The organism is Bradyrhizobium sp. IAR9 (assembly GCF_013408065.1).
Lineage (GTDB): Bacteria > Pseudomonadota > Alphaproteobacteria > Rhizobiales > Xanthobacteraceae > Bradyrhizobium.
Genome location: NZ_JACBZW010000018.1, coordinates 109,707 through 122,970, shown reverse-complemented (window position 1 = coordinate 122,970; position 13,264 = coordinate 109,707). Strand labels below are relative to the sequence as shown.

General features: G+C 63.3%; 13 protein-coding genes. 7 read left to right on the top strand and 6 right to left on the bottom strand.

Going from position 1 to position 13,264, the window contains the following annotated elements; all coding sequences use genetic code 11:
- Positions 1-54: 54 nt before the first annotated feature.
- The gene (locus tag GGD67_RS34725) at positions 55-1,128 is read right to left on the bottom strand and encodes a 4-oxalomesaconate tautomerase (RefSeq protein ID WP_179739110.1); all 1,074 of its coding nucleotides are present in this window, start codon (positions 1,126-1,128) and stop codon (positions 55-57) included.
- A gap of 118 nt (positions 1,129-1,246) precedes the next feature.
- Between GGD67_RS34725 and GGD67_RS34720 the strand changes: the two genes are divergently transcribed.
- The 5 genes from GGD67_RS34720 (at position 1,247) to GGD67_RS34700 (ending at position 6,930) form a co-directional block, all read left to right on the top strand.
- Complete coding sequence (locus GGD67_RS34720) at positions 1,247-2,227, top strand: LysR family transcriptional regulator (protein ID WP_179739060.1); 981 nt, start codon at positions 1,247-1,249, stop codon at positions 2,225-2,227.
- Between the two features lie 395 nt (positions 2,228-2,622).
- A complete protein-coding gene (locus tag GGD67_RS34715; RefSeq protein WP_092254779.1) occupies positions 2,623-4,008 on the top strand; it encodes an ABC transporter substrate-binding protein in 1,386 nt (461 codons plus the stop codon).
- 95 nt (positions 4,009-4,103) lie between these two features.
- Positions 4,104-4,976, top strand: a complete 873-nt coding sequence (locus GGD67_RS34710; protein WP_018317828.1) for a carbohydrate ABC transporter permease — start codon at positions 4,104-4,106, stop codon at positions 4,974-4,976.
- Positions 4,973-5,824, top strand: coding sequence for a carbohydrate ABC transporter permease (locus GGD67_RS34705; protein WP_018317827.1), 852 nt, complete (start codon positions 4,973-4,975; stop codon positions 5,822-5,824). The genes GGD67_RS34710 and GGD67_RS34705 overlap by 4 nt, the downstream gene beginning before the upstream one ends.
- A 113-nt stretch (positions 5,825-5,937) precedes the next feature.
- Positions 5,938-6,930, top strand: a complete 993-nt coding sequence (locus GGD67_RS34700) for a hypothetical protein (RefSeq protein ID WP_179739059.1) — start codon at positions 5,938-5,940, stop codon at positions 6,928-6,930.
- On the opposite strand, the gene GGD67_RS34695 is transcribed toward GGD67_RS34700, so the two are convergent.
- Positions 6,931-7,428, bottom strand: coding sequence for a DUF6622 family protein (locus GGD67_RS34695; protein WP_092254773.1), 498 nt, complete (start codon positions 7,426-7,428; stop codon positions 6,931-6,933).
- Between the two features lie 379 nt (positions 7,429-7,807).
- Between GGD67_RS34695 and GGD67_RS39600 the strand changes: the two genes are divergently transcribed.
- Together GGD67_RS39600 and GGD67_RS34685 are read left to right on the top strand one after the other, a co-directional pair.
- Complete coding sequence (locus GGD67_RS39600; RefSeq protein ID WP_246784506.1) at positions 7,808-8,140, top strand: hypothetical protein; 333 nt, start codon at positions 7,808-7,810, stop codon at positions 8,138-8,140.
- A gap of 184 nt (positions 8,141-8,324) precedes the next feature.
- Positions 8,325-8,711: a hypothetical protein gene (locus GGD67_RS34685; protein ID WP_018317823.1), complete on the top strand. Its 387-nt coding sequence runs from the start codon at positions 8,325-8,327 to the stop codon at positions 8,709-8,711.
- Between the two features lie 14 nt (positions 8,712-8,725).
- Here GGD67_RS34685 and GGD67_RS34680 read toward each other — a convergent pair whose 3' ends face one another.
- The 4 genes from GGD67_RS34680 to GGD67_RS34665 are packed head-to-tail and all read right to left on the bottom strand — an operon-like array spanning position 8,726 to position 13,154.
- Positions 8,726-9,538 (bottom strand): ABC transporter permease, encoded by an 813-nt coding sequence (locus tag GGD67_RS34680; protein ID WP_018317822.1) that lies wholly within the window; start codon positions 9,536-9,538, stop codon positions 8,726-8,728.
- A 4-nt stretch (positions 9,539-9,542) separates the two neighbouring features.
- Positions 9,543-10,457 carry an ABC transporter permease gene (locus GGD67_RS34675; RefSeq protein WP_179739055.1) on the bottom strand — a complete coding sequence of 305 codons (915 nt, stop codon included), beginning with the start codon at positions 10,455-10,457 and terminating at the stop codon, positions 9,543-9,545.
- The gene (locus GGD67_RS34670) at positions 10,454-11,623 is read right to left on the bottom strand and encodes an ABC transporter ATP-binding protein (protein WP_179739053.1); all 1,170 of its coding nucleotides are present in this window, start codon (positions 11,621-11,623) and stop codon (positions 10,454-10,456) included. The genes GGD67_RS34675 and GGD67_RS34670 overlap by 4 nt, the downstream gene beginning before the upstream one ends.
- Before the next feature lie 52 nt (positions 11,624-11,675).
- Positions 11,676-13,154, bottom strand: coding sequence for a glycerol-3-phosphate dehydrogenase (locus tag GGD67_RS34665; RefSeq protein WP_179739108.1), 1,479 nt, complete (start codon positions 13,152-13,154; stop codon positions 11,676-11,678).
- Positions 13,155-13,264 lie beyond the last annotated feature (110 nt).

Sequence of the window (13,264 nt, the reverse complement as noted above, 5' to 3'; positions counted from 1 at the left end):
GGCTCTGATTTTTCATGGCTCTGATTCTTGACGGTTTTGAAAAGCGGTCCGGCTTCAGGCCGCCAGGACCGAATGAGGGACGTGCGATCGACGGGCGAAGACATGGCCCTCGAGAATTCGCCGGGCTGTCCGCTGCACCCGGGCAACCGGGCCGGGCTCGAGCCGAACCACGAGCCGGCCGGAGGGATGGGCGAGCGTGATCGGTACCGGCGGTGCCAGCCATCCAACCATCTCCGCGGCGATCGTCCCGGGCGTCACACAGGCGGTCGCGATCGCGACGGCACCGGTCACCGCCAGCGCGCTATGGCAGTCGTGCGGCATGAAGTACCTGACGTTCAACGTCGCCCCGCTTGCGGGCGCGATCAGAACCGGCTTCGGAATCACCATTGACGCGGAATCCGGAAAACCCATCCGGCGTCCAGCCTCGATGCGCAAATGTTCGAGCCGCCCGCGGAAGGCGCCGTCGGCGAAGGCCGGAGGGGCCTCGCGGCCGGTCCATCCGAGATCTGCCGCGCGGACCAGCATGACGGGCATGGCTGCGTCGATGCAGGTCACGTCGATCCCTCCGATGCGATCGACCGGACGTCCTGTCGGCAACAGACGGCCGGTGCGTGCGCCGGCGGCGTTGGGGAACGACAGTTCGATGGGCGCGGCCGTTCCCGGCACGCCGTCGATCCGCGCTTCTCCCTCATAGGTCACCCGCCCTCCCGGAGTGGCGACCGTCGCGTCGATCAGCTTGCCGGTGTTGACATTATGAATACGCACATGGGTGCGATCTGCGGTAGCGGCGACCAGGCCGGCTTCGATTGCGAATGGCCCGACCGCCGCAAGCATGTTTCCGCAATTCGGCGAGGTATCGACGATCCCTTCACGGACCCTCACCTGGGCAAACAGGTAATCGACATCGGCACCGGGCACCGTTGCCGGTCCGATGATCGCGACCTTGTTGATCACGGCATTGTCGCCGCCGATTCCATCGATTCCGAGATCGTGCCCAGCTCCCATTACCGACAACAGCACCGCGTCGCGCGAGCTGGGGTCGGCCGGAAGGTCGCGGGCCAGGAAAAACGGTCCGCGCGAGGTCCCACCGCGCATGACCACACAGGGAATGGCAATCTGATCGTTCATGATGTTCTTCCGTTCGGCGACGTGCTCGTCTGAACCAGAGCATCCTCCGTCCGAACTATTTTGTGAAATGCAAATATCTGAGGTATTATTTCGCTGTTCGACATAATGGAGCCCTGGCATGAACGCAGAACTGCTCGACCTCAAGGCGTTCATCACCGTCGCGGAGATGGGCAGCTTCGTCCGGACCGCGAAGGCGCTGAACTTGTCCCAGCCGGCGCTCAGCCGACGCATTCAGAAGCTGGAGGAAAGCCTTGGTGCGCCCTTGCTCGAACGGTCCACGCGCCACGTCAATCTCACCATGACGGGACGCGACTTCCTGCCGAAGGTCCGCCGCCTCATCGACGAGTTCGAGACCTCGGTGCTCGCCATCCATGATATCGGCGCGCGAAGTTCGGGTTTGGTCTCCGTGGCTGCGGTGCCGACGGCGGTGTTCTATTTTCTTCCGCGAGCGATCGGTCGGTTCGCCGAAGCCTATCCGCGCATTCGCATCCGCATTCTGGACATCGGCGCCAATGAGGGGTTGGAAGCGGTGGCGCGCGGAGAAGTCGACTTCGGCATCAATTTCATCGGCGCTTCGCATGCCGAAATCGAATTCGAGAAATTGGTTGAGGACCCGTTCGTGCTGGCCTGCCGCCATGACCATCCGCTAGCATCGCGCAAGCAGGTGAGCTGGTCGGAGATCGTGTCGCACCGGGTCATCACTGTCGGTCGCAACAGCGGCAACCGCGCGCTGATCGACAATGCGCTGGCGCGGCAGGGCCTGCAGCTGAACTGGTCCTATGAAGTCGCCCACCTCTCCGGCTCGCTTGGTCTGGTCGAGGAGGGATTGGGCATCGCCGTGCTGCCGAGGCTCGCGACGCCCGCCGCCGGTCATCCGATCATTCACACCGTTCGGCTGGTCGAGCCGGAAGTGTCGCGGACGATCGGAATTGTGCGCAGGCGCGGGGCGACGCTATCGCCGCATGCCAGCCAGTTTCTCAAGATGCTGCTCGAAGCATGGCGCTCTCCATTGCGGACGAGCGGGCAAGCCAGGTCGCGGCCTCGATCAACCGAGGCAAGTTCGAATGCCACTTCGACGGGGCCAAAGCGCAGACGCTGACAATTCCCCCGCAGAACGGCGCCAGACTGTTCCCGAGCCAAACCGGAACCCCTCGGATCGCCCCTGTTATGTCTTCAAAGGCATGTTGGATCCACCGCCGCGGCGGTGGCGCGGGTGCCTGCCACGTTGCACCCGGTCCTCGCACCGCTTACAACAGCCGGTCTTTCGGCGATCCGGCGTTTGACGTCGCGGATGGCCCGGCGAAGCCAGAACGCACAAGGCGAATTGATTGCCGCGAATTGATGCGGCGATTGGATCGATGCACGCGTTAAGCATCTCCGCAAGGCCCGTCCCCACGACCTATGTCTGACAACATGCCGCTAGATCGGGTTAACGGCATGGGCTAGTGTTTTATACGACCGGTTAAAAACACCGGCCGTTTGAGGGAGAAAAACGTGAAATCCAAGGTTATTGGCGCAGTATCACTGGCGGTCGCTGCGGCCGGGCTGTTTGCAGCCGCTGCACCCGCATTTGCGCAGCAGAAGACGATCACGGTGTGGTGGGGCAAGGGCTTCTATCGCTCCGAAGACGACGCGCTGATCGAGACGATCAAGAAGTTCGAAGCCAAGACCGGCATCAAGGTCGAATTGTCGCAATACGCGATCCAGGACATGATTCCGAAGACGGTCGCCGCGCTCGATGCCGGCACCGTGCCCGATGTCGCCTATTCCGACTCTTATGACGTGCAGGCGCAGGGCAAGTGGGCCTATGAAGGCAAGCTCGAGGATCTCTCCGACGTGATGGAGCCGATCAAGGGCCGGTTCGTGCAGAACACGCTGGATGCGTCGATCCTCTATAACGACGTCACCAAGAAGAAGGCCTATTACGGTTTCCCGCTGAAGCAGCAGAGCATGCACGTCCAGATCTGGAACGACATGCTGGAGAAGTCCGGTTTCAAGCTCACCGATATCCCGAACGACTGGACCGGCTACTGGACGTTCTGGTGCGACAAGGTGCAGCCGGCGATCCGCAAAGCTACCGGCCAGCGCATCTATGCCGTCGGCCAGCCGATGGGCGTGGAATCCACCGACGCCTTCCAGTCGTTCTACACCTTCATGGACGCCTACCACGTCAAGCTGGTCGACGACGACGGCAAGCTCACGGTCGACGATCCCAAGGTTCGCGAGAACCTGATCAAGGCGATGAAGGATTACACCGACACCTACATCAAGGGTTGCACGCCGCCGTCCTCCACGACCTGGAAGGATCCCGACAACAACGTCGCCTTCCACAACAAAACCATCGTGATGACCCACAATTTCACGATCTCGATCGCCGCGAAGTGGTTCGAGGATTCCCAGAACCAGGCGCTCACGCCGGAACAGCGCGAAGCCGGCAAGAAGGCTTATGAGCAGGACATCGTGACGGCGTCCTTCCCGAAGGCGCCGGATGGTTCGACCATCCGCTACCGCTCCGACGTCAAGACCGGACTGATCTTCACCGCGGCCAAGAACAAGGCCGAGGCCAAGCAGTTCATCAGCTTCCTGCTCCAGGAAGAGAACGTCCGTCCCTACATCGAGGGTGCGCTCGGCCGCTGGTTCCCGGTGACGAAGGAAAGCCAGGAAAGCCCGTTCTGGCAGGCTGACAAGCACCGCAAGGCCGTCTACACCCAGTTCAAGGGCGGCACCGCGGCGTTCGACTTCACCAAGAACTGGAAGTTCACGATCCTCAACAACGAGAACGTGTGGGCGAAGGCGATGAATCGCGTCGTCAGTGAGAAGGTTCCGGTCGACAAGGCCGTCGACGAACTGATCGCCCGCATCAAGCAGGTCGCGGGCTGAATCATCCTTTACCTCTCCCCGCTGTGCGGGGAGAGGTATAAGAACAACACCGGCCGCGTTTCGCGGCCGGCATCTCTTTGAAGAGTCCGAAAAGAATGGCGATCACGCTCTCTGGCGACCAGGCAATCCCCGCCCCGCCCCTGTCGTCGCGGCTGACCCCGGCGCAGGTCTGGGGCATCGTGCTGCTTGCGCCCTATCTGCTCGTTTTCCTTGCCTTCGTCGTCTATCCCGTCGGCTACGGGCTGTGGCTGGCGCGGGCCCCGTCGAATTATGTCGCGCTTTACAACGATCCGATCTTCGCGCGTGCCGCGGTCAATACGCTGATCTTCCTGGTCATCGGCATCAACATCAAGATGCTGATCGCGCTGTTCCTCTCCGGCTTCTTCGCCGTGCAGCGCCCTTGGATCAAATGGCTCTCGGTGATCTTCATCCTGCCCTGGGCGGTGCCGTCGATCCCGACCATCCTGTCGGTCCGGTTCATGCTCAATCCCGAATGGGGCATGGTCAACCATTTCATCTTCTCCCTGACCGGCGATGACGGCCCGAACTGGCTGAACGATCCGACCGTGGCACTGACCATGGCGATCGCGGTGCATATCTGGAAGTCGCTGCCGTTCTGGACGCTGATCCTGATCACCGGCCGCCTTGCGATCTCGCATGATCTGTTCGAGGCCGCCGAGGTCGACGGTGCGAGTTGGTGGCAGAAATTCCGCTACATCACTTGGCCGTCGATGCAGACGCTCTACGTCACCTGCACGCTGCTCTCGATGATCTGGACGCTCGGCGACTTCAACAGCGTCTATCTGCTCACCGGCGGTGGCCCGGCCGACCTCACGCATGTGCTGTCGACCCTCGGCATCCGCTATCTCCGGCTCGACCAGCTCTCGCTGGCCATGGCATCGATCGTCTGCGCAATGCCGTTCGTCCTGCCGCTCGTGTACTTCATGATGAAACGGTTGTCGCGATGAAGCTCCCTACCCTGCGCGAAGTCGCAACCGAAGCGCGGTTGCTGCTGATCGGCATTCCCGTCTTCCTCTGGACGATGATTCCGATCTACCACATGTTCCTGTTCGCGATCTCGCCGAAGGAGGACGCATTCTCCGGCAAGCTGTGGCCGGACCATCCCACGCTGCACAACTTCGAAATCGTGTTCAAGCAGCAGCACTACTTCCTGCGCGACTTCTACATACAGTTCTGGAACTCGCTGGTGATCGCGGCATCCGTCGGCGTGCTGACGCTGTTCATCGCCACCGCCGCGGCGTTCTCGATCTCGCGGCTGAAGGTGCCCGGCGGGCGGGTCGTGATGAACCTCGCGCTGTTCACCTATTTCATCCCGGCGGCATTCCTTGCCGTGCCAATGTACCGCACCATGGGTAATTACGGCCTGCTCAACAATCACTGGTCGCTGATCCTGGCGATGGTGACCATCGCCAGTCCCTACGCGATCTGGGTGCTCAAGCAGGCCTCCGACAAGCTGCCGGTCGAATTGGACGAAGCCGCCGTGATGGACGGTGCGACGACGCTTCAGATCTTCCGCCTGGTCTACCTGCCGCTGATGATGCCCTCGCTGGTCGCGATCGGCACCTATGCGGTGCTGCTGGCCTGGAACGAATATCTCTATGCGTTCCTGCTGCTCTCGAACGACCGCGAGATCACCCTGCCCGTCGCGCTCGGCAACTTCCTCGCCGCCGACGACTCGCCGTGGGAGCTGTTGATGACGACCGGCTTCATCTACGCGCTGCCGCCGGCCGCGATCTACTATGCCTTCCGCCGCTACATGGTGGGCGGGCTCACGGCAGGTGCGGTGAAGTCCTGACGCGACAGGACGCATCGGGTCGCCGCAAGCAGGACGTTCGAGCGACAAGGTGGACAATTGCGGGTTGTTCACGCCTGCTCTAACCTCCGTGCCCCAATGCAGGGCACGGCATCATGCGCAGCAACGACGCGATCCATCTCGGCCTGATGCTGCTGGCGCTCGCGGCGGCCTATCTGATGCCGTTCGAGCTGTTGCTGCTGGCTTATGTCGTGCTCGGCCCGGCGCACTACTTCACCGAGATTTCGTGGCTGCACGACCGCAGCTACTACCTGCCACATCGCGGGATTGCGGCAGCCCTCGCAATCATCGCCGTGGTCGCGGCCCTGATCGACAACGCCTCCTGGTTCGGCTTTGCGATGTGGGGCGCGCTGATCGTCTGCGCCATGCTTGCGGCCACCACCTCGGCGATCGAGAGCATGTTGCTGTTCATGACGGCGATCGCACTGTCCGCACTCATGTATTCGAGCGGATCCTCGCTCGCCGTGATCGGCATCCTGATTCCGACCTTGATCCACGTCTCACTGTTCACGCTGATCTTCATGGTGCTCGGCGCGCACCGATCCGGCAGCCGCGTCCAGGCTGCGCTGGTGGCTGTCTACCTCGTCGCGATCGCTACGATTCTGCTGCTGCCGCCAACCGCTGAAATCCGGATCGCGAGCTTTGCCCGGGTCGGACAGGATTATTTCGGCAATGTCGGTCCGGCGCTCAGCCGGCTGTTCGGCGTGCCCGGCCTCGTCCTCGACACCAGGCTGACGAGCCTGCTCGCCTTCGTCTACACCTATCATTACCTCAACTGGTTCATCAAAGCCGACGTGATCCGCTGGACCGCGGTCCCGAAGGCGCGGCTGGCGGCGATGGCCGCCGCCAGCGCAGCTTCCACCGCGCTCTATTTCTACGACTACGCGTTCGGCTTTACCTTCCTGCTGGCGCTGAGCCTGATCCATATCCTGCTGGAATTTCCGCTCGACGCCCTGGCGCTGCGGCAGCTCGGGGCGGCGGCACAGGGCGCATTGCGCGCGCGGTATGCCGCCCCCGTCGCAGCCACCGCAACGCGGCTGCGCCCCACAGGCACCAGAAGCTCGAAACGTCCGCCCCGGTCGCGCTGATCATCCGAGGGTGCGTTTTCGTCGATAGGCCATCACCAGCGCGATCGTCGAGCCGATGAAGTAGCCGGCGGTCGCGCCCGAGATGGCGCGGCCGATGATGATTGCCAGTGCGCGGTCGCTCGCATCGATCACCGAGATCACGCCGACCGCATATTGCAGTGAGAACACGACAAGGTTGCGGATCAGGGCAAACGCGCTGCCCTGGCGGATGATCTCACCTGTCGTGTGATCGACCTCGAAAGGACGCGGCGTCAGCACACCCAGCGGCAGCAGTGCCAGCGCGGCCGCGATCCACGCGATCAGCGGCCACGCGTTGCCCTGAGGCCCGAAGCCGATCCGAGACATCCCCCAGACGATGAACACGACCGGCAGGATCAGCGCGCGCCAGATCGGCGTCGTGCGTGGCTGCATCGACTGGATACCCTGCCAGACCAGATAGGCGAACAAGATCCAGACCCATAGCGGGGTATGGGCGGCGATAGCGAGCCAGCTCTTCATGAGACCTCCAGTCCTGCCGACCGGGCGGAGAAAGGCAAGAATCGGATTGACAACCTAAGTGTGCGCGCAGGATATTCTCTACTTATTGCCTGTGCCGCGTATTTTTCAATTCAATTGCCCGACGGATAGCAAAATGCTGCTACACCGACTGACGAGATTTGCCCTCATCGTGCTGATGCTTCTCTGCGGCGGCCTGGCTTGTGCGCAACAGCTTCCCGACAATCCGAGCCCCAGCGCCACCGCGACGCCCTCAGACGTCAGTCAAGATCAACGGATTACCAATCCGCCGCCGACGGGACAATCGCCCGCAAGCGTGGGGACCGGCTAGCCGGCGCAGCAACAGGGTTACATCACCTACAAGACGCCTTATGAATTCTGGTTGACCGGCCTCGCCATCGCATTGGTGGTCACAATGGCAATCCTGCTGTGTGTAATGGCGGCGATCGGCAAACTCACACAGGAGTTCTATAAGGCCTTCCTACTTCTCGTCGTGGTTTTTGCCGCGTTGTTCTTGATCGTAGCCGGCTACACCGACACGCAGACCGCACCCGTATTCAGTCTCCTCGGCACGATCGTCGGGTATATTTTCGGCAAGTCGGCGGCCGGGGCGGCCGAAGAACCTCAGGGCCAACCGCCAGCCCTCAATGCTGCCAACGCGGCTCCTCCCAATCAAGCGGCACCGCCGGGCACCGCGACCGCACCTAGAGGTTAACGTTAGACAAGAGGGCATCGTCATGGACTGCCTACGCACCGCAGTAGCGACCGCCGGCCTTATTCTGATTTCGGCGCCCCAGTTGGCATCGGCTCAATCAGCCTCGCCTGGAAATCTTGGCTTGCGAGCTCCAAATCCGCAGACCGCGATCGAGAGAAACGCGATAAGGCCTGATCTGGCCCCGATGACTCCCTATGTGACCCAGATGCCGCTCCAAGTCCCCGGACTTGCGCCGGGCCACGTTCCAACAGCCACAGGGCTGGCTCCGAATGGCAATCAAGGTCTCACCGTTCCCGTCCGCTCGCTCGCCGAGCCGGTGGTCGCAGCAAACAGCGTCGGCTTTTACAACGACGCCGGTCAGCCACTCGGCTTCCAGTTCGTTGTCGGGGGAGTTTCACAAAAGATCGAGCTGGCGCCACGGCAGATCCTGACCGTACAAGCCGATGCAGCCGGCAGCGAGCTCAAGGCCATCATCGGAACGGGAAATACCGACTTCCAGACCGTGTTGGCGCGCGGCAAGCTATACATCTTACGCGCGGACGGAGCCAAGTGGGTGTTGGCTGCTTTCTGAGAAGCGGGCCCCGCTTACAGCGGCGCGGCGCTCTCGCCCTGCGAACTCGACAGTTTTGAGGCAAGCGAAGCGATCACGATCACCACCGCGATCAGGGCGATCACCAGCGTGCAGATCGCGTTGATCTCGGGTTTCACGCCCAGCCTCACCTCGGAATAGATCCGGATCGGCAATGTCGCCGAGCCGGGGCCGGTGGTGAAGCTCGCGATCACGAGATCGTCCAGCGACAGCGTGAAGGCCAGCATCCAGCCTGCGACGATCGCGGGGACGATCAGCGGCAGCGTCACCGAAAGAAAGGCGCGCACCGGGTCGCAGCCAAGGTCCATCGCCGCCTCCTCCAGCGAACGATCGAGCGAGCCGAGGCGGGACTGCACGACCACGGCGACGAAACACATCGTCAGCGTGGTATGGGCGATCGTCACCGTCCAGAAGCCGCGCTCGGCGTTCAGCGCCACGAACAGCAATAGCAGCGACAGCCCCGTGATCACCTCGGGCATCACCAGCGGCGCGTAGAGCATGCCGGAGAACAGCGTACGGCCTCGGAAGCGCTCGCCGCGCGACAAGGCGACCGCGGCGAGCGTGCCGAGCAGCGTGGCGATGGTCGCCGAGGAGACCGCCACGCGAAAACTCATCCAGGCGGCCTCGATCATGGCGCGGTCGTTGAAGAACTCGTGATACCAGCGCAGCGACCAGCCGCCCCACACCGTCACCAGCCGCGAGGCATTGAAGGAATAGATGACGAGGATGAGGATCGGCAAGTAAAGGAACGCCAGCCCCAGCGCGAGCGAGGCGACGTTGAAACGGGACAGGCGCGAGACCTTGCGCATGGCGTCAGCGTCCCTGTTCCAGCTGCCGCTTCTGGAGGCGCTCATACAGCAGCAGCGGCACCAGCAGCACCACCAGCAGCACGGTGGCCGCTGCAGAGGCGACCGGCCAGTCCTTGTTGGTGAAGAATTCGAGCCACAGCGTCTGGCCGATCATCAGCGAATTGGAGCCGGCCAGAAGGTCCGGGATGACGAATTCGCCGACGATGGGAATGAAGCACAGCAGCACGCCGGCACCGACGCCGGGCAGCGACAGCGGGAAGGTGACGAGCCAGAACACCTGCCACGGCGGCGCGCCGAGATCGGAGGCCGCCTCCTCCAGCACCGGCTCCATCTTGGCGAGCGTGGCGTAGAGCGGCAGGATCATGAATGGCAAATAAGAATAGACGATGCCGATATACATCGCGCTGTCGGTGGAGAGCCAGACCACGGGCTGGCTGACCAGATGTAGCGCCACCAGGATCTGGTTCAGCAGGCCGTCGTGCTGGAGGATGTTGATCCAGGCATAGATGCGGATCAGGAACGAGGTCCAGAACGGCACGATCACCAGCACCATCGCCACAGCCTGCCAACTCTTCGGCAGCCGCGCCATGCCATAAGCGATGGGATAGCCGATCAGCAGCAGCAGCGTAGTCGCGGTCAGAGCGACGGTGAGGCTGCGCACATAGGCGAACACATAGATGTCGTCGGAGACAAGCAGCTTGAAATTGTCGATCGACAGTGCGGCAAAGGCCGCCTTGAGCGCATCCCACCCCGCCGTCAGCGCGAATACGGGCTCGTAAGGCGGCTGCGCGATCGCCGTCTGCGACAGGCTGATCTTCAGCACGAAGGCGAACGGCACCAGGAAGAACAGCACCATCCAGACATAGGGCGCGATCGCGGCAAAGCGCGCCGGGCGCGCAAAGATGCGGCGGGAGCTCATGACGGCAGCACCACGCAATCATCCGGCGTGAACCAGGCGACGATTTGCTGGCCCACGCTATAGGCGTCGACATCCAGGCGGGCGCTGTTGGCGACCGAGGCCCGTACGATTCCGCCGGTATCGAGCTTCACTTTATAGGTCGTGGTGCCGCCGAGATAGCAGATGTCCGCGACCACGCCGTCCAGGCTGTTGATCGTGGTTTCACGACCGGCTTCGCTCACCGGGGCGCGGCGCGACAACTTGATCTTCTCGGGACGAATCGCGATCGAGAATCTTCCCGCACCGACCGGTTCGCGCGGCTCCGCCACCACCAACGTACCCGCATCACGTGTGCCAATGACCAGACGATGACCGTCGCGCAATTTCGTCTCGCCGTCGAACAGGTTGACGTCGCCGACAAACTCCGCGATCCAGCGCGAGCGCGGCGCTTCGTAGAGCTCGCGGGGCCTCGCGACCTGAGCGAGCTTGCCTGATTTCATCACGCCGATCCGGCTCGCCATCGTCATGGCTTCCTCCTGGTCGTGCGTGACGACGATGAAGGTCATGCCGAGACGGCGCTGCAGCTCCATCAGCTCGCCTTGCGTATTCTCGCGCAGCTTCTTGTCGAGCGCCGCGAGCGGCTCGTCGAGCAGCAGCAGTTGTGGCCGGCGCGCCAGTGCGCGGGCAAGCGCCACGCGCTGGCGCTGGCCACCGGAGAGCTGATCCGGCTTGCGCTTCTCGAGCCCTTCGAGCTTCACCAGGGCGACCATCTCGGCCACTCGGGTGGCGGTGTCGGCGCGCGACAGGCCGGCGCGCTTCAAGCCGAAGGCGATGTTGTCGCGCACCGACAGATGCGGAAACAACGCGTAATTCTGGAACATCATATTGATCGGGCGCTCATGCGGCAGCGCCTGCGCGATGTCCTTATCCCCGAGCAGGATGCGCCCCTCGTCCGGCGCCTCGAAGCCGGCGAGCATGCGCAGCAGCGTGGTCTTGCCGCAGCCGCTGGGCCCGAGCAGCGCGAAGAATTCGCCGGCCTTGATGTCGAGCGAGACGCCATCCACGGCGCGGAAGGTGCCAAAGGTTTTGACGACGCCCTCGATGCGCAGCAGCGGCCGGCCCGCCGCGGATGCGTCTCCATCGGCCGCACCTGTCGCGGCGTGCGTTTTGGGCAATTCGTCCGTCATGTTCCCTGCCAACCCCGATTCCGCCGCACGCTAGCGGCCGATCGGCTTTTGCTCAACCAATTAGCGGTGCATCTTTCACACCCGTCATGAACACCGCCAGAGCGTCACGATCCGCCGCGGGCATGGTCAAGCCGAGCTTGGAGCGGCGCCAGAGGATGTCGTCCGGAAAGCGCGCCCATTCGCTGGCCATCAGATAACGCACCTCGGCACCGGTCAGCTCGGGGCCGAACGCCGGGCCAAGTTCGTCGCGGGTCTTTGCCTCGCCTAGCACTGCGGACAACCGCGAGCCATAGGCTCCGACCAGACGCTGGGCCTCTGGCTCCGACAGAAAGCGCCAGCGGTCGCGCGCGAGGTCGACTTCGGTGTCGAAACGGTCCCAGGCGAAATCTCCGCCGGGCAGCGCAGCTTCAGCAGTCCAGGGCGGCGACATCGGATAGAACGGCGTCAGCTTCGTCACCGCCCACTCCGCGCGCAGGCGCGAGGTGGTGACGTCGCCGCCGAACATCGTGAGCAGCGGCGCCTTGCGCCGGCGCGCATGGAACAGCATCGTGCCGTCGCGTCCGCGCACGGACGCCAGCGTCAGGTTGACGCCGGAGACCGTCCGGACCACGTCGGTCGGGGCGACGCGCTCACGAAAATAGCGGCTCGCCGCTTCGCAGAGATAGCCGACGTCGGCCCCCGGCATCGCCACAATTGCGGGATCGCCGGTGAAGGCGTGCGTGACCGTGCCGATCAGCGTGAAGTCGCGCTCGAAGGGCCGGGCAAAGATCAGCCGCCCATCATTGTTCTGAAAGACGTAGACGTTCTCGGAGTCGAACAGCTTGGGCACGATAATCTGGCTCATCTGCGTGGCCGCCATCGCGGGCTGCGGCTGCCGCAGCACGGTCTCAGCGACCATTGGCGTCCAGCCGCCGGTGGCGTTGGCCAGCGCTCGCGCCGTGACCGTGCGGCGGTGGCCACGATCGACCACCGCGAGCCGCCAAATGTCGGTTCTGTCGGCACGGACGCAACGCGCACCGGTCCGGATCGCCGCGCCATGTTCAGCGGCATCCAGTGCCGTCAGCGCCACCAGGCGGGAGTCGTCGACAACGCAGTCCGAATATTCGAACGCTGTACCGAACGGGCGTTTCAGCGCGTTGCCGACCGGATGATGCGTGATGTCGATGGTCGCCGAGGGTGGCAGACCGCCCCGGTTCGTGAGACCGTCATAGACATAAAGGCCGACCCGCAGCAGCCATGGTGGACGCTCGTCGGCATGCGCGGGGATCACGAAGCGCATCGGCCGGACCAGATGCGGCGCGATCTGGAGCCAGGTCCGGCGCTCGGCCAGGGCCCGGCGCACCCGCCGGAACCGGCGCCGCTCCAGCACCGACAGATCGCCATGGATCAGCCGCGGTGTTGCCGAGGAGGCCGCGCCGCCGAGATCGCCCTGCTCGAACAGGATGACCCGCAAGCCGCGGCCGGCCGCATCGCGCGCGAGGCTGACACCGTTCAGCCCGCCGCCGATGATCGCGAGATCGTAATCCGCCATGAAGCCGTCGAATGGGAGCAAAGCGCCCCATCATCACTAGAGCCATTTCCGTTCCGATGAAATCGGAACGGGGCTCTAGATTCTTATTCTGACGCTTTTTTCTTGACGCG

What these genes read in the sequence shown, in the direction of transcription:
- GGD67_RS34685 (WP_018317823.1), top strand. Translation starts at nt 8,325, where the DNA reads ATGACTCCCTATGTGACCCAGATGCCGCTCCAAGTCCCCGGACTTGCG.
- GGD67_RS34695 (WP_092254773.1), bottom strand. Translation starts at nt 7,428, where the DNA reads ATGAAGAGCTGGCTCGCTATCGCCGCCCATACCCCGCTATGGGTCTGG.
- GGD67_RS34700 (WP_179739059.1), top strand. Translation starts at nt 5,938, where the DNA reads ATGCGCAGCAACGACGCGATCCATCTCGGCCTGATGCTGCTGGCGCTC.
- GGD67_RS34665 (WP_179739108.1), bottom strand. Translation starts at nt 13,154, where the DNA reads ATGGCGGATTACGATCTCGCGATCATCGGCGGCGGGCTGAACGGTGTC.
- GGD67_RS34725 (WP_179739110.1), bottom strand. Translation starts at nt 1,128, where the DNA reads ATGAACGATCAGATTGCCATTCCCTGTGTGGTCATGCGCGGTGGGACC.
- GGD67_RS34675 (WP_179739055.1), bottom strand. Translation starts at nt 10,457, where the DNA reads ATGAGCTCCCGCCGCATCTTTGCGCGCCCGGCGCGCTTTGCCGCGATC.
- GGD67_RS34680 (WP_018317822.1), bottom strand. Translation starts at nt 9,538, where the DNA reads ATGCGCAAGGTCTCGCGCCTGTCCCGTTTCAACGTCGCCTCGCTCGCG.
- GGD67_RS34670 (WP_179739053.1), bottom strand. Translation starts at nt 11,623, where the DNA reads ATGACGGACGAATTGCCCAAAACGCACGCCGCGACAGGTGCGGCCGAT.
- GGD67_RS34705 (WP_018317827.1), top strand. Translation starts at nt 4,973, where the DNA reads ATGAAGCTCCCTACCCTGCGCGAAGTCGCAACCGAAGCGCGGTTGCTG.
- GGD67_RS34720 (WP_179739060.1), top strand. Translation starts at nt 1,247, where the DNA reads ATGAACGCAGAACTGCTCGACCTCAAGGCGTTCATCACCGTCGCGGAG.
- GGD67_RS34710 (WP_018317828.1), top strand. Translation starts at nt 4,104, where the DNA reads ATGGCGATCACGCTCTCTGGCGACCAGGCAATCCCCGCCCCGCCCCTG.